This is a genomic window from Nocardia rhizosphaerihabitans, from assembly GCF_014646295.1.
In the GTDB taxonomy this organism is placed as follows: Bacteria; Actinomycetota; Actinomycetes; order Mycobacteriales; family Mycobacteriaceae; genus Nocardia; species Nocardia rhizosphaerihabitans.
In genome coordinates, this window is sequence record NZ_BMNE01000001.1 from 370,983 (window position 1) to 393,579 (window position 22,597).

The window sequence follows — 22,597 nt, forward strand, 5'->3', positions numbered from 1 at the left end:
GGTTGCACGTTCAACCCAAACGGTGCTACCCATTCTCCGGACGGTGGCGGGGCGTGCACCGTTCCAATCCGAAGCCTGCACCGGAGAATCTGGAGCTCGATCGTGACCGATCCACAGTGGCTCGATGATGTCGAAATGCGTGCCTGGCTGGGCTATGTCCGGACCCGCGACCTGATCGCCGCGGCGATCGGGCGTGACGCGGGCCGGGCAGCGAACCTCAGCTGGGTGGAGTACTCCGTGCTGGTCTATCTGGCCGACGCACCGGGCCAGCGGCTGACCTTCGCCGATCTGGCCGGCGCGCTCGAGTGGTCGCAGAGCAGGCTCTCGCATCAGATCACCCGCATGCAGAAGCGCGGGCTGGTGGCCAGGGAGACGATGCCGCACGATCAACGCCGCACCGTCGCCCGGCTGACCACGGCGGGCGGGCAACTCCTCACGACCGCGGCGCCGGCGCACGTACGCAGCGTGCGGCGGCACATGATCGACGTGCTCGATCGTGGCCAGCTCGCCGCGCTCGCCGAGATCTACGACGTGCTGATCAACCATCACCGCAGTGCGGCAGACGGATTCGGGCCGACCGGGCGCGGCGCCCCGGCACAGCCGTCCGACGAGCCCGCCGCGGATCTGGCCTAGGCGCCCGCGACCGCGAACGACCGCGGCGACGGACCTCGTCGTAGACGAGACCCGCCGCCGGCGGGGCAGGTGCTACTGCTGGACGAGATCCGCTGTGGTGAGCGGTCGTTCGAGGTCGGCGGGCACGCCGAGGGCTCGTTCGAAACCGGCGGGCACGATGATGTCGCCGCGGTCGAGGTCGGCGATCGAGGTCTTGCGCAGGCCGAGCAGCGCCGAATCGATACCGCCGCGCAGGATGTCGAGCACGTTCTCCACGCCCGCCTGCCCGTTGGCGGCCAGGCCCCACAGGTAGGCGCGGCCGATCAGCACCGCGCGGGCGCCCAGCGCCACGGCCTTGACGACGTCGCTGCCGCGGCGGATACCGCCGTCGAGCACGACCTCGATCTGGTCGCCGACCGCGTCGGCGAGCACCGGCAGCGCCCGGATCGCGGCGGGGGTGCCGTCGAGGTTGTTGCCGCCGTGGTTGGACACCGAGATGCCCGCCACGCCCGCGTCGACCGCGCGCAGCGCGTCGTCGACCCGCATCACGCCCTTGAGCAGCACCGGACCGTCCCACTGCTCGCAGATCCAGGCGACGTCGTCCCAATCCGGCGCCGGTGTCTGCATCCATTCGCCGTAGGCGCCGAAGAAGCCGGGGGCAGCGCCGCCACCGACCGCCATGTTGGGTGCGGTGAGGTCGGGGATGGAGCCCGAGCGCAGGTAGGTGGCCAGCCAGCGCGGGCGGGCCAGGGTCTGCGGCGCGAACTTCATCATGGTGCGCAGGTTCAGCGATTCCGGGATGACCGGGCTGCCCCAGTCCCGGCCGTGCGAGAACGACCAGTCCAGGGTGAGGATGAGCCCGACCGCGCCCGCCGCCTTCGCCCTGGCCATCCGCTCGAGGATCTGATCCTTGTTGCCACACCAGTACAGCTGGAACAGCGTGGACGGGTTGGCCGCGATGACCTCTTCGATCGGCTTGCTCGCGAACGAGCTCAGGCCCATCGCGATGCCGCGCGCGGCAGCCGCCCTGGCGACGGCGACCTCACCGTCGGGGTGCACCGCCTGCACGCCCGTCGGCGAGATCATCACCGGCATCGACAGCTGCTGGCCGAGCACGGTGGTCGACTGGTCGCGCTCGCCGATCGGGCCCGCGCAGTGCGGGGCGAAGCCGAGTTCGGTGAAGGCGGTCTGGTTGTCCTCGATGGTCTGGCCGCGCTCGGAGCCCGCGATCAGCGCCCCGTACACCGATTTCGGCAGGCGCTTGCGGGCGCGGCGCTGCGCCTCGGCGACGGTCTCGAACCAGGGGTTCATCGAAGTGGTCCTTCCTCACGATCCTGTGGCCACCATCGGCCCAGGTCTTCCAGTAGTGCGGTGGTGGCCGCGCGCAACAGCGCGGCGCCTTCGTCGGCGCTCGACCCGGTGGGGTCGCCGAGAATTCCGTTGGGGCTCACGGCCCGGACGCCGCCCGCGCGCAGCAGCGGCAGCAGGTCGATCAGCGGGCGCCGGTCCCCCGGTTCGGCCAGCTCGGCGCGCACGTGCTCCGGCGACAGCGCGAGCTGGATCGAGGTTTCGGTGCGGCCCGCGTGCGGGTCGCCGCCGTAGCCGGGCGAGAACAGCCGCACATCGCGTGACTCCGACCGCAGCAGCGCCACCGCGCGGCGCAGCGCCTCGACATTGCCGCCGTGTCCGTTGACCAGCACGATCCGCGAGAAGGTGTCGGTGGCCGACCGGCACAGCTCGACGACAAGCAGTTCCAGCGCGGCCTGCCCGATCGACAGGGTGCCCGCGAACCCGGCGTGCTCACCGCTGGCGCCGTAGGGCACAGCGGGCGCGACCACGACATCGGCCCGCTCGGCGGCGACCCGGGCGCACACGGCGGCGGCGATATCGGTGTCGGTGGACAGGGGCAGGTGGGGGCCGTGCTGCTCGGTGGCGCCGAGCGGGATGACCAGGATCACTCCCGCGGCGGCACATGTGCCCGCCTCGGGCCATGTGAGGTGGGCCACGAACATGGTTCCGACATTAACGACAGTCACTGACATAATCAAGAGCGCGCCGAGTCCCTAGTCTGTATCCATGTCAGCCCCGACACCGCGCGCTCATCGCGGTCGCCCACCGCGCACCACGCGCCGTGAACTCGAAGTCATCGCGATGAAGTTGTTCGCCGAGCACGGGTTCGACGACATCACCGTCGAACGCATCGCGGCCGAGGCCGGTGTCAGCGAACGCACCTTCTTCCGGTACTTCCCCAGCAAGGCCGAGGTGCTCTGGCACCAGTTCGACAACGAGGTCGCCGACCTGCGCGCCGCCTTCGCCGCGGTACCCGACGACGAGCCGATGATGGCCGCGGTGCGCCGAATCGTGGTGGCGGCCAACAGATATCGCGCCGAAGACATCCCCGAGCTGCGCACCAGGATGCGCCTGGTCTCCGGCGTCCCCGCGCTCTCGGCCGGCGCGGGCGCGCACTACGACGCCTGGGAACGCGCGGTCGGCGAGTTCGCCGCCCGCCGGCTCGGCACCACCGCGGGCGACCTGGTCCCCCTTGCCGTCGGGCGCACCACGTTGGCCGCGGCGCGGGCCGCCTTCGACGCCTGGCTCGAGCGCGGTGACGCCGATCTGACGGTCTATCTCGACCGCGCGCTGCGTGCCCTGGAACGCGGGTTCGCCCCGGAGTAGCCCGCGCGCGGCGAAAACCCGCAGGTTTGGGCGGCATCAGGGTTGGGGTATGAGTAGGCTCGGGTCAACGCGCGCTGTGCGCACCGAGAATGTCCGTCGAAAGGGGCAGGAGTTTCCATGTCCGAGGTGTCCATGAGTCTTTCGGCGGATTCGCTGCCGGCGCGCCCGGTAGACAACTTGCTGCCGCAACTGGTCGAGCACCTCCGGCAGAACCGCACCGGACTGCGCGAGGAGTGGGCGCGGCGCATCACCGAGGCGGAACTCCTGACCGCGATGACCCCGGAGGAGATCTTCTCCGAGGCCACCTCGATGTACGACAACTACGTCGAGGTGCTGGTCACCGGTAGCGTCGAGGCCCTGCAGGCCTATGCGCGCGACCTGTCCGAGCGCATCATTCCGCGAGGCGTCGAGACCGACGAGGTCCTCGGTATCGTCCTGCTCCTGCGCGACGTCCTCGCCCGCTCACTGTTCGAGAAGTACCAGGCCGACTTCGACCTGCTCAACCAGGTCCTCGACGCCTACGAACCCGCGGCCAACCGCATCGCGAGCACCGTGGCCATCTCGTTCGTGCAGGAGCGCGAGCGCGTCATCCGCCAGCAGCAGGAAGCCATTCGCGAGCTGTCGACGCCGGTGCTGCAGGTGCGCGAGCAACTGCTCATCCTGCCGATCATCGGTGTGCTCGACTCGCAGCGCGCCCGCCAGCTCACCGAGCAGCTGCTGCGCGCCATCCGCGCCAATCGCGCCAAGGTCGTCGTCATCGACATCACCGGTGTGCCCGCGATCGACTCGGTGGTGGCCAACCACCTCGTGCAGACCGTCGACGCGTCGGGCCTGATGGGCGCCAACGTCATCATCACCGGCCTGTCCTCGGAGATCGCACTCACGCTGGTCACCATCGGCCTGGATCTGTCCAAGATGAACGCGGTCGGCGACCTGCAGGGCGGTATCGAAGAGGCCGAGCGGCTGCTCGGCTACGAGGTCTCCCGTGGCACCGAGCGTCTGAGCGAGCGAGACGGGCGCTGAACAGGCCACCATGCCGGTACCCATTCTCAAACAGGGCACGTTCCTGATCGCTTCCGTGCAGTCGGCCTTGACCGACGCCGATACCGAGCGACTCCAGGACGACCTGATGAAGCAGGTCAGCTACTACCGGGCGACCGGCATCGTCGTCGACGTCACCGCGATCGACGTCATGGACTCCTTCGCCGCGCGCTCGCTGCGCACCATCGCGCACATGACCCAGCTGCGCGGCGCGGAGACCGTCATCGTCGGTCTACAGCCCGAGGTCGCCTTCGCGATGGTGCAGCTCGGCCTGACCTTCGAGGACATGCACACCGCGCTGGATCTGGAAGAAGGCCTCGCCTGGCTGAACCGGCACCCGCGTCGACGAGACGGCCGTGACAGTGGCCGCTGAGCAGGTGGCGATCGCGGTCAAGGTGTCCGGTGACATCGTCATCGCCCGGCAGGCCGGACACGAACTGGCAGCAACACTCGGCTTCACTCTCACCGACCGCACCATGATCTCCACCGCCATCTCCGAAATCGCCCGCAACATCACCAGTTACGCGGGCAGCGGGGAGATTCGCTTGCTCGTCGACCTGCGCGAGGGCAGACGCGCGCTCGTCGTCCAGGCCGAGGACCAGGGTCCCGGCATCAGAGACATCCCTCGTGCACTGGAGGACGGTTACTCCACCGGCCGTGGCCTCGGTCTCGGCCTGCCCGGCGCACGCAGGCTGATGGACCGGCTCACCATCGATTCCGCCCCGGGTCGCGGGACGTTGATCGAGATGTGGAAGTGGGTACCCGACGGTGCATGAAGACGGGATTATCGGCCGCACGGAGTGGTCGACGGCCGGTCGGGCACTGCCCGGCCAGGAAGTCTCCGGTGATCGTGCCGTCGTCCTCGACACCGGCGACGGCGGCGCGCTCTTCGGCGTGCTCGACGGGCTCGGGCACGGCGCGGCGGCGGCCGACGCGGCCGACCGCGCGATGGTCATCCTGTCCGACAACCGCGGCGAACCGCTGGATGTGCTGATGGTGCTGTGTCATCGCGCGATGGTCGAAACCCGCGGCGCCGCGGTCTCGTTGGCGCTGATGGGTCCTGGCGAGACGTTGCAGTGGCTCGGTGTCGGCAATGTCGAGTCGCGGCTGCTGACGCTTGGCCCGGCAGGTCCGGAACTCCGGGCGACGATGCTGCTCACCGGCGGTATCGTCGGCTACCGGTTGCCCTCGCATCTGCAACCGCAGACGCTGCCGATCCGCCCCGGCGACCTGTTGCTGATGGCGACCGACGGGATCGTCTCGGTCGGCCCCGAGTCGATCGACCTGGCCCGCCCCGCCACCGCGATCGCGGGCGATCTACTCGCCCGCGACGCCAAGGACACCGACGACGCACTCGTGCTCGCGGCCCGCTTCCGCGGAGCCTGCCCGTGAAAGGTTGCCGATGACCGCTGGCCTGGCCGCATTTCTGGACGACTACTCGGCTGCCTTGCGCCGCCACGTCGCCGCGCCCGGCCAGGCGGGCCTGACCGACGGCTACGACCTCGGCAGACGTGCCCTCGTCGAGGGCATCAGTTTGCTCGACCTCACCGAGCACCATTTCCGGGCGGTCGCGGAGTACACCGGCACCGAGGGGGATCCACGCAGCGCCGAGGTGGCGCTGGAGTTCCTGCTGCAGACGATGGCCGCGCTCGACATCGCCACCCGCGGCTATCTCGACGGCACCCGCCGCTACGAGCAGCAGCGCTCGCGGGCCGAGGATCTGGCGGGCCGCGACGCGTTCCGCACCGCGCTGGTGGAGTCGCTGCAGGACGGGTTCTTCGTCGCCGATTCACAGGGCACCATCGTCGAGGTGAACTCGGCGTTCGGGGTGCTCACCGGGTACGGCGCCGACGACGTGCCGTACCGGCTGCCCCATCCGTGGGCGCTGTCGGACAAGCCGGGCTATCCCCAGATCGGTACGGAGGCATCGCGTTTCGTGATGCCGGTGCGTCACCGTGACGGCCGGGAGCGCTGGCTGGCGGTCAGCGCCAGCTCGCTGGTGAGGCAGGAGAACAACGAGCAGATCTTCGTCGGCACCGTGCGCGACGTCACCGCCGAACACGATGCGCAGGCCCGCGATCAGGCGGCCTCACGACTGGCCACCGCGGTGGGCGCGGCGACGAGCATGGTGGAGGTGCTCGCGGTCGGGCTCGACGAGTTGCGCCGGACGATGGGCGCGCAGACCGCGCTCGTCGCGGTGTGGCCGAGCCGGACCGGGCAGCCGGACGTGTATTCCTGCGGCGAGCCGCCGTTCCCCGACCCTCCTGCCACCGAAAGCATCGAGGGCGCACCGCGATTCGTCGCCGCTCCGGTCTCGGACCCCACACGCCGGGTCGTCCTCGACGACGAGGTGCGGACGCTGCTCGATCGCTCGCGCAGGCAGCCTGCGCGCGGCCTCTCGGCCATCACCGGCGAGGAAGGCGGCGTCGACGCCGTGATCGCGCCGCTCGGCGAGACCGGCGATGCCGCGCTGTGGGTGCGTTTCGGTGCGCCGCGCGCGATCAGCGCGGCCGACTGGGCGCTGTATTCACTGCTGGTCGGACATCTCAGTGTCGCGCTGCAGCGTGCCCGCAACTTCGATCAGGCCCGCGCGACCTCGCTCACCCTGCAGCGTGCGATGCTCGGCCCGATCGAGCTGCCGCCGCGCTTCTCGGTGCACTACGAGCCCGCGTTGCCGCCGCTCGAGATCGGCGGCGACTGGTACGACGTGGTGCCGTTGCGGGACGGCACCATCGGTGTCGTGGTCGGCGACTGCGTCGGCCGTGGCCTGTCGGCCGCGGTGGTGATGGGCCAATTGCGGACGGCGGCACGGGCTCTGCTGCTCCGCGGCGCCGGTCCCGCACAGCTGCTGGCCGAGCTCGACGCCGTCGCCGCCCGGATCCCCGGCGCCATGTGCACCACCGTGTGCGCGGCCGTGCTCGATCCGGAGCGCGGCATGGTCCGCTACTCCAACGCCGGGCATATGCCCCCCGTCCTCGCGCCGCCCGGCGGACCGGGCCGGGTCCTCGAAGGCGGACGTGCTGTGCCACTGGCCACCTTCGACACCCCGCGCAGGCCGGAGGCCACCACGGCGCTGCCGCCGGGCGCGACCCTGGTGCTGTTCACCGACGGGCTCGTCGAGCAGCGTGGGTACGACATCGAAGAGGGCTTCGTCAAGATCGCCGGCGTGCTCAGCGAGACCGGCGGCGCACTCCCCCGCGATGTCGCCGACGCCGTCCTGTCCCGGCTGTGTCCGCCCGCGGGCTACGACGACGACGTCGCGATGGTCGTCTACCGGCAGCCGCCAGAGCCGCTGCACCTCGACATCCCCGCTGCCGCATCGGAATTGACCGGCCTGCGGCGCAACCTCTACCGCTGGTTCGCGACCGCCGCCGTCCCGCACGACCTGTCCGCCGATCTGGTCGCCGCCGCCAACGAGGCGTGTAGTAACAGTGTCGAGCACGCCTACCGCGATACCGAGCCCGGGCGCGTCACGCTCACCGCGACGTGCGAAGGCGACCGCGTGGTCATCGAGATCAGCGACTTCGGCCGCTGGATTCCCACACCGACCGATCCCGGTTATCGCGGCCGCGGCGTGGAGATGATGCGGGTACTGACCGAGGATCTGGAATTCAGTCACGACGAGAACGGCACCCGGGTCCGCATGTGGGTGACCCTGCCGTCGATCACATTTCCGACAGCAAATCCCCTGCGTGGGTCCACGCGCGCACCCGAACAGTCACCCAACAATACATTCCGATAACAGCCGGGAACCCGCCGCGGCGACGAGGACAGCCGGTCACATCGACATTCCGTGACCGGGTCCAAATCGGCGTCCATCGCAAATAAGCGCCCTGACCAGGCCATTCAGTAGAAATACAAGATTCCGTTAGCAGTACTCACGATCCTTGAACGCGTGAAACCACGTTTGCTACGGTGTGAACGCGATTCCACACCATCCCGGTGTGACCCAGAAAATTCCAGCGATCTCCCCGCAATCTGAATTGCAGAGTTTCGCCAGTCTCTACAGCTTCGAAGAAGTCGACATTCGCACGTCGATTTCGTGCACGCCTGCGGGACGATCATCCGACCGAAAGGAGAGATTCATGTTTTCTGCTTTTCTCGGTGACCTCCTCGATGTAATCGTGACGTTGGTCGAAACGCTGTCGGCCGCCGCGTAGTAGCGCAGCACTGACCCCCGGGAGGGCCAAGCGCCGTCCCGGGGGCAGCTGTCTCAGGAGGTCGTCGCGGCCTGCTCGCTGTGCGTGGTCGTCTCGTAGGCCTCGACATCGAAGGAACGCAGCATCCGATGGAATCGGAAGCTGAAGTCCGGCCACAGGCGGGAATGCTCGCCCCGTTCGTCGACGAACCAGCTGGTGCAATCGCCGTTCCAGACGGTTCCCGCGAATTTGGTCTGCAGGTCCCGGTTGTAGTCGGCCTGTGCCTGTTCGCGGACTTCGACGGTCCGCAGGCCCGCAGCGTCCATCGTCGTGATCGCATCGAGGATGTAATTGATCTGCGATTCGATGGTGAACACCGCCGAGGTGTAGCTCAAGGCGGCGTTCGGGCCGATCATCAGGAACAGATTCGGGAAGTTCGCGATCGTGGTGCCCTTGTACACGCTGAGACCGTCGGCACCGAACACCTCCGCCAGGGTGCGCCCGTCCCGGCCGCTGATCAGGTCATAGGTCGGCGAGTCGGTGATCCGGAACCCCGTCGCCAGCACGATCGCGTCGACCTCGCGCTCGGTGCCGTCGTTCGCGACGATCGAGTGCTCTCTGATCTCCTCGATGCCGTCGGTCACGACCTCGACATTCTCGCGCGCCAGCGCCGGGTAGTACTCGTTCGAGATCAGCATCCGCTTGCAGCCCAACCGGTAGGCCGGGGTGAGCTTGCGCCGCAGCGCCGCGTCCCGGATCACCCACCACAGCTTCAGGCGAGCGCCGAAGGCGAAGAAGTCGGCCAGCGGCGGGTATTTCGACTGCCAGAGCACGAAGGACTCACGCAGCCAGTAGACGCCGGCGCGGGCGACCCGTTGTGCCCCGGGGACATGCCGGTAGGCGAGGCGTTCCAGCAGGGTGTACCGGTGGCCGAGGCGGGGCAGCACCCAGGGCGCGCTGCGCTGGTACAGGTCGAGCCTGCCGACCTCGCCCGCGATCGACGGCACGATCTGGATGGCCGAGGCGCCGGTACCGACGACCGCGACCCGCTTACCGGCCAGATCGACGTCGTGATCCCACCGCGCGGAATGGAACAGCGCACCGCGAAACGTGCTGATGCCCTTGATCTCCGGCAACTTCGGCGCGCTCAGCGGACCCGCCGCCGACACCGTGATGTCGGCGGTGAACGCGCCCTTGCCGGTCCGGATATCCCAGCGCGCGGTCGCGCTGTTCCAGCGCGCGTCGGTCACCTCGCAGTCGAGCAGGATCGCCTCGCGCACCCCCGCGCGGTCGACGACGTCCTGCACATACTGCTGGATCTGCGGCTGCGTCGAGAACGAGTGCGTCCAGTTCGGATTCGGCGCGAACGAATACGAATAGAGCTGGGACGGAACATCGCAGCCCGCGCCGGGATAGGTGTTGTCACGCCAGGTGCCACCGATGTCACTCGCGCGCTCGAACACGACGAAGTCGGTGATCCCGAGCCGGCGTAGCCGCATGGCCACGCCGAGCCCGGCGAACCCGGCCCCGATGATCGCCACCCGCACGTGGCGGCGGGGAATCTCGGTCACGGCGTCTTCGCCGTGGTTTCGTAGGCCTCGATGTCGAACGCGCGCACCAGCTTCCGGTATCGGAAGCTGAAGTCCGGCCACAGCGCGGAGTTGTTGCCGTGCTTGTCGAGGAACCAGCTGGTGCAGCCGCCGGTGACCCACACGGTGCGGGCCATCTTGGGCGCGAGCCCGCGGTTGTATTCGTGCTGTGCGTCCAGCTTGACCTCGAACGACTGCAGGTTTCGCTGGCGCATCGTGGTCACCGCGTCGACGACGTAGTTGATCTGGGACTCGATGATGTAGATCAGCGAGGTGTAGTTCAGCCCGGAGTTGGCGCCAAGCATGAAGAACATGTTGGGGAAGTTGGCGACCGTGGTGCCCTTGTACATCTGGTAGCCCTCGGCGTCGGCCGCCTCCGACACCGTCCGGCCGTCACGGCCGGTATAGAGGTTGAACGTCGGCGAATCGGCGACGTGGAAGCCGGTGGCCAGCACGATGGCGTCGACTTCACGCTCGGTGCCGTCCTCGGTCACGATCGAGCGCGCGCGCACCTCGGCGATACCGTCGGTGACGAGATCGACGTTGTCGCGGTCGAGCGCGCCGTAGAACTTGTTCGACACCAGCATGCGCTTGCAGCCGATGCGGTGCTTGGGCAGAACCTTGCGCCGCTTCTCCGGGTCCCGGATCTCGAGCCACATCTTCACCCGCCCGACCGTTTCCAGCAGCAGGCCGGTCCACGGGAGCTTCACCTGGGTCACGACGAATGCCTCGCGGGCGATGTAGATCAACGCCCTGATCATCCGCTGCAGGCCTGGAACATGCTGGAAGGCGAAGCGCTCCGGCGCCAGGTAGGGCCGATTCAGCTGCGGCATCACCCAGGTCGCGGTGCGCTGGTACACATCGAGTCGCTCGACCTGCGGTGCGATCGACGGGACGATCTGGACCGCGGAGGAGCCGGTGCCGATGACGGCGACTTTCCTGCCCGCCAAGCTCGCGTCGTGGTTCCAGCGCGCCGAATGGAAGATCTCGCCCTCGAAGCTCGAGATCCCCTTGATATCGGGAACATTCGGCTCGGCGAGCACGCCGGCGGCCGACACCACGAAGTCGGCGGTGAAGGCACCGTTGCTGGTGTCGACCTCCCACCGGCCGTCGGCATCGATCCAGCGCGCGGCTGTCATCGTGGTGTCGAACAGATGCTTGTCGCGCACGCCGTAGCGGTCGGCCACCTGCCGCAGGTACTGCTCGATCTCGGCTTGCGGCGAGAACGAGCGGGACCAGTGCGGGTTCAGCGCGAACGAATACGAGTAGAGGTGGGACGGTACGTCGCAGCCCGCCCCCGGATAGGTGTTGTCACGCCAGGTACCGCCCACGTCGGCGCCGCGTTCGACGACGAGGTAGTCGGTCACGCCCCGCTGGCTCAGCCGGATGGCCGTGCCGAGTCCGGACAGTCCGCTGCCGATGATCATGACCTGGATGTGCCGCCGCGACGTCGACGTGTTGCTACTGCTCATGTGGCGACCTCAGCGGGATTCGTAGATGCGTTTGTGGCCGGAGACGGCGGCCAGCCGGTATGGGCGTCGGGTTTCCTCCGGCATGGCGTGGTACGCGCCGTCGCTGGGCGAGGTGGCCTCGTGCAGCTGCAGGTAGTGGTCGTAGTCCAGCAGCTCCCGAGAGCTGATCGCCGCCCGGTTGGCCTCGGTCCGCAGGTGCTCGCGGTAGCCGGGCTGCACTGTGCCGCTGAAGAATTCGGCGACGCTGCCCGATCCGTAGCTGATCATGGCCAGCGCCCGGTCGGTCAGATCGCCCGCGTGGTCGAGCAGCGAGGCCAAGCCGAGGTAGAGCGAGGCGGTGTAGCTGTTGCCGACCGTGCGGTTGTAGAGGGTGGTGTCGCCGATCGCGGCCTCGATCTCGGCGGCGTCGACGGTGTGGCCCTGGCTCTCGAGCAGGTGGCGGTGCGCCTTGTAGGCCATCTTGGTGAAGGGCTGGTGGTAGCAGAACGCGGCGAACTCCGACAGGTCGCGCCCGCCCTGGCGGCGGTAGTCGGTCCACGCCTCCTGGGCCGCCTTCTGGTAGGCGTTGACCGAGGTCTTGCCGTCGACGATGGCGGCGGTCCGGTAGTTGGGCCGCCAGAAGTCCATGATGTCGGCGCTGTAGAGCCCGGACTGCGGATCCAGTTGCAGGATGGCCGGATTCGCGCTGACGAGCATCGCGACAGCGGCCGCGCCCTGAGTCGGTTCGCCCGGGGTGTCGAGCTCGTACTTGGCGATGTCGGCGGCGATGACCAGCACCCGCTGCGACGGGTCGCGCGCGATCAGGCCCGCGGCGAACTGCAGACCCGCCGTGCCGCCGTAGCAGGCCTGCTTGAGCTCGACCACACGTGCGGCGTTGGGCAGCCCGATCAGCGAATGCAGGTACAGCGCAGCGGCTTTGGACTGGTCGACACCGGTCTCGGTGGCCAGCAGCACGGTGCGGATGTTGTCGGTGCCGTGGCGCTCGATGATCGGCTGCGCGGCGGCCGCGGCGATGGTGACGATGTCCTCGTCGGCCGCGGCGACGCTCATCTTCTCCTGGCCGATGCCGAGGTAGAACTTGTCGCGGTCCACCCCGAGCCTTTCGGCGAGGACGGCGTGGTCGAGGGCGTAGTGGGTGGTGGCGAACGACAGGTCGTGGATGCCGACCGGAGTTGTATTCATCGTTGTGTTCCGTTGCTCGTGGTTGACCGCTCGAATTGGGTGTGGGCGCGCATCAATTCACCGCGATTGGTCTGTGCGGCCATCAGCGACAGCTCGCCGCACAGCACGGTCGCCGCGGCGATGACGGCGAGGCGGCGGGCGTTCTCGCCGGGCTCGCGGTCCTCGCGGCAGCCGAGGCGCTCGAGGTTCTCGTCCACGAAACTCGCGTGTTTGCCGTTGCCGACGGTGCCGACGATCAGGTTGGGCAGCGTGCACGAGAAGTACAGGTCACCGTCGCGGTCCTCGGCGTGGGTGACGCCCTGGGAGCCCTCGACGATGTTCGCGGCGTCCTGCCCGGTGGCCAGGTAGAACGCCAGCAGCATGTTGGCGTAATGCGCGTTGGCGGAACGGATTCCGCCCGCCAGCAGCGTGCCGATCAGGTTCTTGCGGATATTGAGTTCCACCACCTGCTTGGCGGTGGTGTGCAGGCGCTGCTGCACCACCTCGCGCGGGATCAGCAGCTCGGTGACGACGTTCTTGCCGCGCCCGAGGATTCCGTTGACCGCGGTGGCCTTCTTGTCGGTGCAGAAGTTGCCGGAGATGGAGCCGTAGCGCACGCCGGAGACCGTGGCCAGGATGTGGTCCATCAGGTGGTCGCTGGCCAGGGTGGCCATGTTGTGACCCGACGCGTCTCCGGTGCTGAACTCGAACCGCAGGAACAGCAGGTTGCCGTTGATCTGGTGGTGCAGGTCGATCAGGCGGGCGAAGCGGCTGCTGCCGGTGACGACCTCCTGCAACTCGGCGAAGCGATCCTTCAGCTGCCGGACCGCGGTGAGCGCGGTGTAGGCGTCGTCGGCTTCGAGCAGGATCGAGCGGGTCATCCGCTCGTCGATGAGCGTCGAGACGATGCCGCGCTCGGTGAGGGTGGAGATCCGGGCGCCGCGGCCGACCGAGGGCCACAGGGGCGTTTCGTAGGTGGCCAAGGGGACGTCGACGGCATCGTCGACGATACTGCCCGTAATGCGCAAGGGCCCCACCCACTGCAGCGGGACCGCTGCGTACGACATGTCATTCATGGATGACTCCTCCTCGGTCGTTCGATTCGTGCCACCGGGGACTCCGGTGGGCAAGTGCTGCCACGTCGATGCCGCGCAGTGCGCAGAAGGTCGCCACGTCCCCGGTGATCAGCAGGTCGCAGCCGGCCAGCTCGGCCGGAGTGCGGGCGCCGAGCACGGTCAGGATCTGGCGCAGCTGATCGAGCCACGTGCGGATCTGCGTGACCAGCGCGTCGGTGTCCTGGCGCACGATCGTGTCCAGGAACGCACCCGCCACACCGGTAGCGTCGGCGCCCAGCGCCAGCGCGCGGGCGATGTCGAGCGGTGACCGGATGCCACCGGACGCGGCGATACCGATCCCGTCGAGGCCTGCGCTGTCCAGCAGGCAGTTGGGGGTCGACTGGCCCCAGCTCTCGATGAAGGCGAAGTCGGCGGCCGGGCGCCGCTCGTTCTCGATGCGCGCGAAGTTGGTGCCGCCGCGGCCACCGACATCGGCCACCGAGACTCCGGCGTCGCGCAGCCACGTGACCGTCTGCCTGCTCAGGCCGAACCCGACTTCCTTGACGATCACCGGGACCGGCACATTGGCGGTGATGTGCTCGATCTGGCGGGGCCACGATCCGAAGGACCGGTCGCCCTCGGGCATCACGACTTCCTGCACGGCGTTGAGGTGGATCTGCAGCGCGTCGGCCTCGAGCAGATCGATCGCCCGCCGCACCTGATCCAGCGAGGCCGTCGCGTTGACGTTGGCCATGACGAATCCGTGCGGATTCTCCTGGCGCAGCACGCGATAGGTGTCGGCGACCGCGGGGTCGCGGAAGTAGGCGCTCATCGAGCCGGTGGCGATGGGGATGCCGGTTTCGCGAGCGGCGATGGCCAGTTTGCGGTTGATCTCGCCGGTCTTGGCGCTGCCGCCGGTCATCGCGTTGACGTAGAGCGGTGTGGCCCACTGCTTTCCGGCGACATCGACGGCCAGCGACACGTCGTCGCTGTCGATGCCCGCCAGCGCGTGGTGGACGAAGGTGACGCAGTCGAAGTCGTTGGCGGCGGTGTCGGCGCTGCGCTGGTTCACCGCGTGGCGAACGTGGTCATCCTTGCGATCGGCGATCATGCGGTCTCCCCTTCGAACGGGTGGGTCCGCAACGGCAGCGGCTGGATACCGGCGGCGATCCACCGGCCGGTGAGTTCGGCGATCGCGGCCGTGCGGGTGCGGTCGACGAGCGCGATGCCGCAGTCGCCGCCGCCCGCGCCGGACGGTTTGGCCGCCGCGCCGACGGCGATACCCGCCGCGCACAGCGCGTGCAGGCGTGGCGTCATGATGCCGAGTCCGGAGGTCTGGTCGAGGTCGAGCAGAAGCTCACGCGCGCGGTCGATCTCGCTGCCGACTGCGGCGGAGTCGTCGGCTTCGATCGCGGTCAGCAGGCGCTGGACGCAGTCGTTGCTGCGGGCGTTGAACGTGGCACGATCACCCGGCGTGCGCGTGGCCGTGCCGAGTCCTGCGACCAATGCCGGTGTGGAGGCGGGGTTTCCGGTCCAGCCGACCTGCAAGGCGAGTCCGGTCGGCGTGGGCAGCGGGCGTACGGACAGCCCGGGCCACGGTGCATGCACGGCGGCGTCGATGCCGTCGGCAGCGGCGATCTCGGCGACGGCCGCGCGATCGGGGGAACCGTAGGCGAGCCAGCCGCCCCAGGTGCTCACGGCCACATCGCCGCCGGACGCGCGCGGGTTGACCGCGATGGTGGCCAGCATGGCCAGCCGGTACCGCTGCATCGCCGTGAGTTCGAGCTCGTGGAACTGCCCGAGGGCGGCGATGGTGGCCACCGTCACGGCCGCGCTGGAGCCGAGACCGTACTTGCGGCCGTCGGCATCGCCCAGATCGGCTACGATGTCCACTTCGTAAGGGCGGGAAGGGATTCCACGCTCGGTGAGCAAACGATCGATGACCGACGCTGCGGCGAAAACATAAGCGAATGCCGCGGGCACAACGGCATCGGGCGTCAACGGGACCAGACGCTCACCGTCACGGCCGCAGTCCAGCGTCACGCCGCCGTCCAGATCCGACCGCAGCGTCACCGCCACCCCGGCGACCGCGCCGGTCACCGCGGCAGACGCCTCGTGCACCCCAACGGGCGCGCCGATCGCTGTGCCGAATTCCCCTGCCACCCCGGCAGCCGCGTCGGCGACCGTGGCGGTGGCATAACGGTCGACGGCGGTGAGCACCGCGAGATGCCCGGGCTCGACGACGGCGTACTCACCTGCGATGAACAGCTTTCCTGGTGCGCGACAACTGATCACAGGCCCGTCGCCATCCGCGCTCCCGAGCCGACCTGCGGGGCCGGTCGGCGATCGCCGGCTGTCCGCAGTCAGGGTCCCGGAAAGATCTCCGCTGCTACTCACCGTCGCCACCCGTCGTCAGCCGTGCGCCCGGACCGATGTGCGCGGTCCGGGTGGTCACGAACTCCCCCAGGCCCTCGATCGTGGCGGCCACCAGGGGCGCATCGGCGCGGGTGCACAGCACCTTCACGTTGGGACCCGCGTCGATGGTCGCGTACGCGACGATGCCGTCGGCGCGCAGCGCAAGCACCGCGTCCAGGATGGCGAGCGAGTGTGGGGACAGGTAGCGGATGGCCGGTCGCGCCGTGAGCATGGTGGCGTGCATCCCGAGGGCGTTGCGCTCGGCGATCTCACCGATCGCGGGAAGATCCTGGCGGGCAACAGCTTTGCGCATCTCGGCGAGGTCGAGCACCGAAGATTCGGCCCACGGCCGGTAGAACGGCGAGGTCTCGGTGGTCTGGCGCATGGCGACGCGGCTCGACACCGCCTTCGCACCCGCTTCGACGACGGCCACCACGAGCGCCGGGTCGAGTTCGTCGCCGCCGATCGGCTCCGCGTAGGAGCTCAGATCGCCCGCTTCGCCGTCGCCGTCACCCGCGTGCCAGACGACGAAGCCGCCGAAGATGGAGCGAGAGGCCGAACCGGAGCCGCGGCGGGCCAGGCGCGAGAGGGCGCGACCGTCCAGGTCCAGGCCGTAGGCCGCGGCCGCCGCGGTGGCCAGTGCGGCGAACCCGCTCGCCGAGGACGCCAGGCCCGCACCGGTCGGGCCCGCGTTGGCGGTCACCACCGCGGCCCGATCGGTGCGGCCGGCCTTGGCGCGGACCAGGTCGAGGAACTTCTCGACGCGGGCGAGCGCGGTGCCGGTGGCGGCGGCGTCGTTGAGCTCGACGGTGTCGGCGGGACCGTCGATCAGCCGCACCGATGTCGTGGTCGGGAAGATGTCCAGCGTCATCGACAGACTCCCCGTGACGGGGAGGAACAGGGTTTCGTCGCGCTTGCCCCAGTACTTCACCAGGGCGATGTTCGGGTAGGCGACCGCGACGGCCTCGCCGTCGCGATCCTCGGACCGCTCGGACGCTACGGATACTGCGGAGGGGAATGTCATGGGCGTGTATCGGGTTCCGGTCTCGAGGCGGAGGGGGACAGGGAGGCCGAGCGCAGGCTCGCGGTGCCGACCGTCCAGGTCTGCACGGCACCGGCCCGGCGCACAGCGGCGCTCACCGCGGGTGCGGCGCCGGTCTCGGTGAGCGCGAGGACGCAGCCGCCGAGGCCGGCGCCGGTCAGCTTCGCGCCGTACGCGCCCGCGTCGAGCGCCGCGGTGACGAGGGTGTCGATATGCGGTGTGCTGACACCGAGCTCGGCGAGCAGACCCTGGAACTCGAGCATCGTCGTGCCCAGCGACTCGGCGCGCCCGGCCGACAGGTCGGCCGCGGCGGAACCGATCAGGTCTGCGGCCCTCGCCATCAGTCGCTCCGCGGCGCGCGGATCGCGCTCCAGGGTGCGCCGCACACCGGCCACCGCGAGCTGGGTGGAACCGGGCACGCCGGTGTCGGCGATCACCAGCGCCGCGTCCAGGCCGATATCCATCGGACGAGCCGAGCCGCGGTGGAACAGGATCGGGCCGCTCGCCAGGACCGCGCCGGCGTCGATGCCGCTGGCCCGGCCGTGTGCGACCTGCTCGCCGCACTGCACGAGCTCGTAGAGCGTGCCGGGATCGACGGTGCGGCCGTACAGGTCGGCGACCGCGCGCACCGCCGCGCCCGCGCAGGCGGCACTGGAGCCGAGGCCACGTGCGAGCGGGATATCGCACTCGACAACGACTTCGACGACATCGCCGTCGAATCCCCACCGCCGCAACGCTTCTTCGACCGCGACCCGCGGACCGGAGGCAGTCGTCACCGTGTGCGGATCGCCGGCGAGGAAGCGGAAACCGCCCTCGGCAGGCACATCCGATTGCACACCGACCGCGCCGCGACGGGCGAGGGCGCGCACCGGCAGTGCGGGCAGCGGGAACGCGATCGCGGGAGTGCCGTGGACGACGGTGTGCTCACCGAGCAGGATCGCCTTGGCATAGGAATGGCCGACGCCGGGAACGAGGCCCGTGCCGGTGGAGTTGTGTCTGATGCGCTCTCGAACAGGATGACCGTTCACGTCGATTCCTCTCCCGAACTCGGGCAGGGTCCGCCCGGCGCGTCCCCGAACGGGAAACGCGCCGGGCGGCATGCCTTTACGGCTGCCGAGTCGATCGGCCGAAGATGCGGAGCACGGACGGGAAGAAGGCGGGAACCTGCGCGGCGTAGGCGCGGTAGGACGCACCGAAGCGCGCGATCAGGTCGCGTTCCTCCAGGTAGGTGCCCAGCAGGATGTAGCCGGTCAACCCGAGTGCCCACACGAGGTGCCCGACGGTGAACGTGCTGGCGAACCAGAACGAGACCAGCAGGCCGGTCATCAGCGGATGGCGCACGAGGCGGTAGACCCCGTTCACCTGCAGCCGATCCACGGTCGCGTCGGGCACCTGGATGACGTACTCGCGGTAGGCCTGGCTGATGCCGAGCAGGTGGAAGTGGTTCAGCAACAGCGTCGCCGCGTAGACGAGCACGAACCCGAGCCAGAACCCGGCGTCGAGCACCAGCCCCGCGGTGCCATCGGCCGACCAGATCACCGCCGGAATCGGCTGCCAGGCCAGCATGATCACCCACATGACCAGGCACACCATCACGATGTACACAGTCCGCTCCAGCGCCTCGGGCACCCAGCGGGTGACGAAGGCCTTGAACGCGGGCCTGGCCATGCCCGAGTGCTGCAGGCCGAACAGCGCCAGCAGCAACACGTCGATGGCGATCGCCGGGACGGTCGACAGGTGCGGGCCCTTGTCGATCGTCTTCGGCAGGAACCAGCCGCCCGCGAACAACAGCATCAGCGGCACGGTGATGCCGGCGACGCCGTAGACGGCGAAGGAGAACAGGAACGGGACGAGCCGCGCACGGCTACTCAGCACGTCCCGCGCCTGGCTGGGAGTCGGCGTGATCAGATCCATGCGAACCACGGCAGGTACCGCGAACGCACGGTCCCCTCTTCGATGCGCTGCTCCAGCCTGGCCTTCCACTTGGTGCCGTAGCGCTCGTTGAGGAAGCCGCCGGGCCAGAACAGGCGCCAGCCCGACTGGGCCACCATCCAGTAGGGGACGATGACGCCGGGGTTGACATCACGCATGTAGTCGAGCTTGTCCGGGATCTGGCTCCAGTGGATACCGGGGTATCGGTGGTGCACGCTGTGGTAGCCCTGGTTGAAGATCAGGAAGTTCAGGATGTTGCCCGCGTTGTTGAGCGAGGTGCTCGGGTCGTCCTCGAAGCCCTTGGCGGGCGCGTGGCTCAGCCAGGCGAAGTAGCCCGCGTTGACCTGGGTGATCAGGAACGGCACCCAGTAGAAAAGCACGAAGCGATCGAAATCGACCAGGTACCAGACGGTTCCGATGACCACGGCGTAGAGCGCCATGTCGAGCAGGAACTGGTGGCGGGTCTTGCGGCGACGCGGCGCCGGATCGGCCGCGAAGATGGTGCGCATCGTGTGGATCTTGACGATCACGCCGTAGCGGACCCAGTACCAGATGGCACCAAGGCCCTTCTCCATACCGGTGGTGGAGGTGACGTCACCGGGCCCGTCGTTGAACCGGTGATGGTTGAGGACGTGGACCTCGCGCATCTCGGCCGCGGTCAGGTTACCGGGCAGACAGCACAGGAAGTCGACGACGCGGTTCGGGAACTTCGACACGAACAGCGGCCGGTGGGTGTGCATGTGCATCACGCCGATGGTCAGCGAGAGGTTCAGCAGCGACAGCACGATGATCAGCGGGATCGCGATGTACCAGTTCGTGGCGATCGGCACGAACAGGCCGAGGGCCAGCATGCCGATCCACAGCGCGATGTGCAGCAGCGGGCCGACATTCGAGGCGTGCTCGAGCTTGAGCACGCGCTTGCTGAACGGGGTGTGCTCCGGCGCGACGGGCGTTTCGGTGCTCATAGGAGAGCTCCTTCGCTAGTGGTGTCCAGGACGGTGAGCGCGGGTCTGGTGACGATGCTCATGGGCGGCTCCCTTGGGTGCTGGTGTCGAGGGCAGCGAGTTGGAGTCTCGTGGCGAGCGCCTGCAGCGCTTCGGGTTCGTGCGGTGGCACCCGTTCCATGGCGCCGAAGGCCAGGTGATCGGCGATCATCATGGTGCGCACTTCGGCGTCGGGGAGCTCGCCGGTCAGCGGGCCCTCCGGCAGGGTCTGCACGAGCGCGAAGGTGGTGTCGACGATCAGCGGGACCAGCGAGGTCGGCATCGAGCGCGGGTCGCCCGCACCGAGTACCTGGGTCGCCTGGTTCGCGCCGTCGGCGAAATCCGGTGAGGCGTCGAGCATCCGGTGGATGGCCAGGTCGGCGGTGCGGCGCAGCCGGTCCAGCATCTTGTCCCAGTAGGTGGCCGACGACGCGGCCAGCAGCGCGGCGCCGACCTTGCGCCGGTAGGGTGATGGCGCGTCGACGACCGAGCACAGGAACGCGGTCGTGGTGATGGTCATGTACGCCATCGCCGCGCGCGCCCCGCGACTCGGCGTGCCGGGGCCGAGGCGGGCGAGCAGGGCGAAGCCACCCAGCGCAGGCGCCAGCAGCTGCAGCATCACCATCCGCTTCAGTTCTTCGTGGTCGGCGACGCCGTAGATCTCGAACTCGTTGTCGCGCAGGTCGTTCGCGGACTGGGCGATCACTGCGACACAGCCGGTCAGTTCACGCAGATCCGCTTCCGAGAGCACGTCTTCGGCGACCAGCGCGCACGCGTAGTGGGTGACCCGCCCGAGCACGCCTTCGCTGTAGGCGACCCGGGACAGGGGCGCGTCGATATTGCGGGCCATGACACCGGCCACGTCGACGATCACCGCATCGACCCGTCGGCGGCCCTCCGCCGACAGCGCCGACAGCAGCGCCCTGATGTCGCCGATGCGCTCGGCCAGCAGCCGGTCGACGGCCTCGCTGTCGCGAGCTTCCGCGGCGACGGCGGGCAGGGCGGGCGGCGGCGTGTCGGTGGCGCCCGTGAGGTAGTCGGCGGCCGCTGTCACGGCGCTGCTCGCGACCGCGCGATCGCTGAGATCCTCGAAGGCGTCGAGCACCCGGCAGGCCAGCAGGGCGGCGGTGGCCTCGGCCCGCAGGTGCGCGGGCAGGAAACTCACCGAGATGCCGAGGTTGCGGCCCGCGGGGATCAGCGCCAGCCGTGCCAGTTCCTCGGGCGAGGACGCGGCCCGCAGCGCTGCCATGTCCGGTGCGCGCCGCAGGTGGCGCAGGCCGTAGGCCAGGGAGCCGATTCTGGTCTGTCTCATCGGTTGATCACCTGCTGGAGGAGTTCGCGGAGGTCCGCGCGCGCCGGCGTGGACGGGAAGATGTCCAGGGCCGCGCTCGCGGTCTCGGTGGCCTGCACCGCGACGACGCGCGCGGCCTGGGTGGCGCCGCTCTCGACCAGGTCGGCCTGCAGCGTGGCGCTGGACGTTTCCGCCGAGAGCCACATGTCGCGCGCGCCGGGGCGCATCGCCAGCCATTCGATGACCGGCCAGGTCGGCACCCGCCGGTCGAGGTCGCCGCAGGCGTCCTTGCCCAGCTCGGGGCCGCCCTCGATGTCGCGGACGTCGTCCATGATCTGGAAGGCGAGCGCGAGCTGGTCGGCGTACTGCATCAGGGCATGGAGCCGGTCGTGGTCGGCCCCGCCTGCCGTCCCGCCGTAGGAGCACGACAGCCGGAACAGCGTGCCGGTCTTCGCGCCGGCCACGAGTTCGTAGTGGCGGCGCAGCGCGGTCGCGTCGACCGCGGGGGGCAAGGTCTCGATGAGCTGGCCGTACGACAGGTCCGACAGCCGGTCGGCATAGGTCACGCCCGGCGCGTCACCGATCCCGGCGAACACTGCCTGGTTGTCGGTCAACACCTCGGCGACCACCTGCATCGCGGCACCTGCCATGTGGAATCCCGCCCTGGCGGCGACGCGGACGCCGAACGCGGCGGGCACCGAGGGTGCGCCGCGGCGCAGCAGGGAACCGTCACAGATGTCGTCGTGCAGCAGCGAGGACTCGTGCAGCATCTCCATCGCACAGGCCAGGTCGACGGCGGCCTGCTGTGGGGCGGCCGCGGCATCGGGCAGCAGGCCCGCGCACGCGAGTACCAGGCGGGCCCGGACTCGCTTGCCGGGAGCGGCGAGGACGTGCCGGTAGATGTCGTCGAAATCGCCACCGGTGATGAGTATTTCGTGCAGTCGCTCGGTGACCAGCGGAAGCAGTTCGACCGGGGTGACCGACGGCCTGGGCAGCACCGCCACCTGATCGCCCGAGTGCTCCGGGTGCACTGTCGGACGAGCATCCTGACGGTGCGCTGAGGGTAGCGCGGGATTGTCCATAGCGCTGAACTCCTTTGGTGTGGTCACGGTGGCAGTGAGGTTCACCCCGACTGGTGCACAAGGGTTCACGGGGGTTCAGGCGGGGCAGTCACGGGGAGTGACGTGTC

22 protein-coding genes are annotated in these 22,597 nt (G+C 69.2%); 8 read left to right on the forward strand and 14 right to left on the reverse strand.

The annotated features are described in order from the left end of the window. Nucleotides 1-102 precede the first annotated feature (102 nt). Entirely contained in the window at nucleotides 103-633 is a 531-nt protein-coding gene (locus IEY60_RS01670; RefSeq protein WP_229739477.1) for a MarR family winged helix-turn-helix transcriptional regulator, read from the forward strand. 72 nt (nucleotides 634-705) lie between these two features. On the opposite strand, the gene mftD is transcribed toward IEY60_RS01670, so the two are convergent. Both mftD and mftE read right to left on the reverse strand, forming a co-directional pair. Further along, nucleotides 706-1,923: a pre-mycofactocin synthase MftD gene (gene mftD / locus IEY60_RS01675; protein ID WP_189023044.1), complete on the reverse strand. Its 1,218-nt coding sequence runs from the start codon at nucleotides 1,921-1,923 to the stop codon at nucleotides 706-708. After that, nucleotides 1,920-2,624, reverse strand: coding sequence for a mycofactocin biosynthesis peptidyl-dipeptidase MftE (gene mftE, locus IEY60_RS01680; RefSeq protein WP_189023046.1), 705 nt, complete (start codon nucleotides 2,622-2,624; stop codon nucleotides 1,920-1,922). The genes mftD and mftE overlap by 4 nt, the downstream gene beginning before the upstream one ends. Before the next feature lie 64 nt (nucleotides 2,625-2,688). Between mftE and mftR the strand changes: the two genes are divergently transcribed. The 7 genes from mftR (at nucleotide 2,689) to IEY60_RS01715 (ending at nucleotide 8,489) form a co-directional block, all read left to right on the forward strand. Beyond that, a complete protein-coding gene (gene mftR / locus IEY60_RS01685) occupies nucleotides 2,689-3,288 on the forward strand; it encodes a mycofactocin system transcriptional regulator MftR (protein WP_189023048.1) in 600 nt (199 codons plus the stop codon). 117 nt (nucleotides 3,289-3,405) lie between these two features. After that, nucleotides 3,406-4,311, forward strand: a complete 906-nt coding sequence (locus IEY60_RS01690) for an STAS domain-containing protein (protein WP_189023050.1) — start codon at nucleotides 3,406-3,408, stop codon at nucleotides 4,309-4,311. Between the two features lie 10 nt (nucleotides 4,312-4,321). After that, nucleotides 4,322-4,702: an STAS domain-containing protein gene (locus IEY60_RS01695; protein WP_189023051.1), complete on the forward strand. Its 381-nt coding sequence runs from the start codon at nucleotides 4,322-4,324 to the stop codon at nucleotides 4,700-4,702. Beyond that, a complete protein-coding gene (locus tag IEY60_RS01700) occupies nucleotides 4,692-5,105 on the forward strand; it encodes an ATP-binding protein (RefSeq protein WP_189024773.1) in 414 nt (137 codons plus the stop codon). Before IEY60_RS01695 ends, IEY60_RS01700 begins: the two co-directional genes overlap by 11 nt. Beyond that, nucleotides 5,098-5,721, forward strand: a complete 624-nt coding sequence (locus tag IEY60_RS01705; RefSeq protein WP_189023053.1) for a PP2C family serine/threonine-protein phosphatase — start codon at nucleotides 5,098-5,100, stop codon at nucleotides 5,719-5,721. Before IEY60_RS01700 ends, IEY60_RS01705 begins: the two co-directional genes overlap by 8 nt. Nucleotides 5,722-5,731: 10 nt before the next feature. Beyond that, nucleotides 5,732-8,071 (forward strand): SpoIIE family protein phosphatase, encoded by a 2,340-nt coding sequence (locus IEY60_RS01710; RefSeq protein WP_189023055.1) that lies wholly within the window; start codon nucleotides 5,732-5,734, stop codon nucleotides 8,069-8,071. Between the two features lie 202 nt (nucleotides 8,072-8,273). Further along, complete coding sequence (locus IEY60_RS01715; protein WP_189023057.1) at nucleotides 8,274-8,489, forward strand: hypothetical protein; 216 nt, start codon at nucleotides 8,274-8,276, stop codon at nucleotides 8,487-8,489. 53 nt (nucleotides 8,490-8,542) lie between these two features. On the opposite strand, the gene IEY60_RS01720 is transcribed toward IEY60_RS01715, so the two are convergent. From IEY60_RS01720 to IEY60_RS01775, 12 genes are all read right to left on the reverse strand, one after another. After that, complete coding sequence (locus IEY60_RS01720) at nucleotides 8,543-10,039, reverse strand: flavin-containing monooxygenase (RefSeq protein ID WP_189023059.1); 1,497 nt, start codon at nucleotides 10,037-10,039, stop codon at nucleotides 8,543-8,545. Further along, nucleotides 10,036-11,529 (reverse strand): flavin-containing monooxygenase, encoded by a 1,494-nt coding sequence (locus tag IEY60_RS01725; protein WP_189023061.1) that lies wholly within the window; start codon nucleotides 11,527-11,529, stop codon nucleotides 10,036-10,038. The genes IEY60_RS01720 and IEY60_RS01725 overlap by 4 nt, the downstream gene beginning before the upstream one ends. A gap of 9 nt (nucleotides 11,530-11,538) precedes the next feature. Next, entirely contained in the window at nucleotides 11,539-12,711 is a 1,173-nt protein-coding gene (locus IEY60_RS01730) for a hydroxymethylglutaryl-CoA synthase (protein ID WP_189023063.1), read from the reverse strand. Continuing rightward, nucleotides 12,708-13,766, reverse strand: coding sequence for a hydroxymethylglutaryl-coenzyme A reductase family protein (locus IEY60_RS01735; protein ID WP_229739478.1), 1,059 nt, complete (start codon nucleotides 13,764-13,766; stop codon nucleotides 12,708-12,710). Before IEY60_RS01735 ends, IEY60_RS01730 begins: the two co-directional genes overlap by 4 nt. Beyond that, on the reverse strand, nucleotides 13,759-14,856 hold the full coding sequence (gene fni, locus IEY60_RS01740) for a type 2 isopentenyl-diphosphate Delta-isomerase (protein WP_189023065.1): 1,098 nt from the start codon (nucleotides 14,854-14,856) through the stop codon (nucleotides 13,759-13,761). The genes IEY60_RS01735 and fni overlap by 8 nt, the downstream gene beginning before the upstream one ends. Further along, entirely contained in the window at nucleotides 14,853-16,040 is a 1,188-nt protein-coding gene (locus tag IEY60_RS01745; protein ID WP_189023067.1) for a phosphomevalonate kinase, read from the reverse strand. Before IEY60_RS01745 ends, fni begins: the two co-directional genes overlap by 4 nt. A 94-nt stretch (nucleotides 16,041-16,134) precedes the next feature. Further along, nucleotides 16,135-17,184 (reverse strand): diphosphomevalonate decarboxylase, encoded by a 1,050-nt coding sequence (gene mvaD / locus IEY60_RS01750; RefSeq protein ID WP_189023069.1) that lies wholly within the window; start codon nucleotides 17,182-17,184, stop codon nucleotides 16,135-16,137. Beyond that, entirely contained in the window at nucleotides 17,181-18,230 is a 1,050-nt protein-coding gene (gene mvk, locus IEY60_RS01755; RefSeq protein WP_189023071.1) for a mevalonate kinase, read from the reverse strand. Before mvk ends, mvaD begins: the two co-directional genes overlap by 4 nt. Nucleotides 18,231-18,306: 76 nt before the next feature. After that, nucleotides 18,307-19,116, reverse strand: a complete 810-nt coding sequence (locus IEY60_RS01760; protein WP_189023073.1) for a methyltransferase family protein — start codon at nucleotides 19,114-19,116, stop codon at nucleotides 18,307-18,309. Beyond that, nucleotides 19,107-20,099 (reverse strand): fatty acid desaturase, encoded by a 993-nt coding sequence (locus tag IEY60_RS01765; RefSeq protein ID WP_189023075.1) that lies wholly within the window; start codon nucleotides 20,097-20,099, stop codon nucleotides 19,107-19,109. The genes IEY60_RS01760 and IEY60_RS01765 overlap by 10 nt, the downstream gene beginning before the upstream one ends. A gap of 58 nt (nucleotides 20,100-20,157) precedes the next feature. Further along, nucleotides 20,158-21,429, reverse strand: a complete 1,272-nt coding sequence (locus IEY60_RS01770) for a hypothetical protein (protein ID WP_189023077.1) — start codon at nucleotides 21,427-21,429, stop codon at nucleotides 20,158-20,160. After that, nucleotides 21,426-22,490, reverse strand: a complete 1,065-nt coding sequence (locus IEY60_RS01775) for a polyprenyl synthetase family protein (protein WP_229739479.1) — start codon at nucleotides 22,488-22,490, stop codon at nucleotides 21,426-21,428. The genes IEY60_RS01770 and IEY60_RS01775 overlap by 4 nt, the downstream gene beginning before the upstream one ends. Nucleotides 22,491-22,597 lie beyond the last annotated feature (107 nt).

Bases quoted from the DNA above. Each gene is read 5' to 3' on its own strand.
- mftE (WP_189023046.1), bottom strand. From the start codon at position 2,624: ATGTTCGTGGCCCACCTCACATGGCCCGAGGCGGGCACATGTGCCGCC.
- IEY60_RS01690 (WP_189023050.1), top strand. From the start codon at position 3,406: ATGTCCGAGGTGTCCATGAGTCTTTCGGCGGATTCGCTGCCGGCGCGC.
- IEY60_RS01770 (WP_189023077.1), bottom strand. From the start codon at position 21,429: ATGAGACAGACCAGAATCGGCTCCCTGGCCTACGGCCTGCGCCACCTG.
- IEY60_RS01735 (WP_229739478.1), bottom strand. From the start codon at position 13,766: ATGAATGACATGTCGTACGCAGCGGTCCCGCTGCAGTGGGTGGGGCCC.
- IEY60_RS01730 (WP_189023063.1), bottom strand. From the start codon at position 12,711: ATGAATACAACTCCGGTCGGCATCCACGACCTGTCGTTCGCCACCACC.
- IEY60_RS01725 (WP_189023061.1), bottom strand. From the start codon at position 11,529: ATGAGCAGTAGCAACACGTCGACGTCGCGGCGGCACATCCAGGTCATG.
- IEY60_RS01765 (WP_189023075.1), bottom strand. From the start codon at position 20,099: ATGAGCACCGAAACGCCCGTCGCGCCGGAGCACACCCCGTTCAGCAAG.
- IEY60_RS01775 (WP_229739479.1), bottom strand. From the start codon at position 22,490: ATGGACAATCCCGCGCTACCCTCAGCGCACCGTCAGGATGCTCGTCCG.
- IEY60_RS01710 (WP_189023055.1), top strand. From the start codon at position 5,732: ATGACCGCTGGCCTGGCCGCATTTCTGGACGACTACTCGGCTGCCTTG.
- IEY60_RS01695 (WP_189023051.1), top strand. From the start codon at position 4,322: ATGCCGGTACCCATTCTCAAACAGGGCACGTTCCTGATCGCTTCCGTG.
- fni (WP_189023065.1), bottom strand. From the start codon at position 14,856: ATGATCGCCGATCGCAAGGATGACCACGTTCGCCACGCGGTGAACCAG.
- mvaD (WP_189023069.1), bottom strand. From the start codon at position 17,184: ATGACATTCCCCTCCGCAGTATCCGTAGCGTCCGAGCGGTCCGAGGAT.
- mftR (WP_189023048.1), top strand. From the start codon at position 2,689: ATGTCAGCCCCGACACCGCGCGCTCATCGCGGTCGCCCACCGCGCACC.
- mftD (WP_189023044.1), bottom strand. From the start codon at position 1,923: ATGAACCCCTGGTTCGAGACCGTCGCCGAGGCGCAGCGCCGCGCCCGC.
- IEY60_RS01760 (WP_189023073.1), bottom strand. From the start codon at position 19,116: ATGGATCTGATCACGCCGACTCCCAGCCAGGCGCGGGACGTGCTGAGT.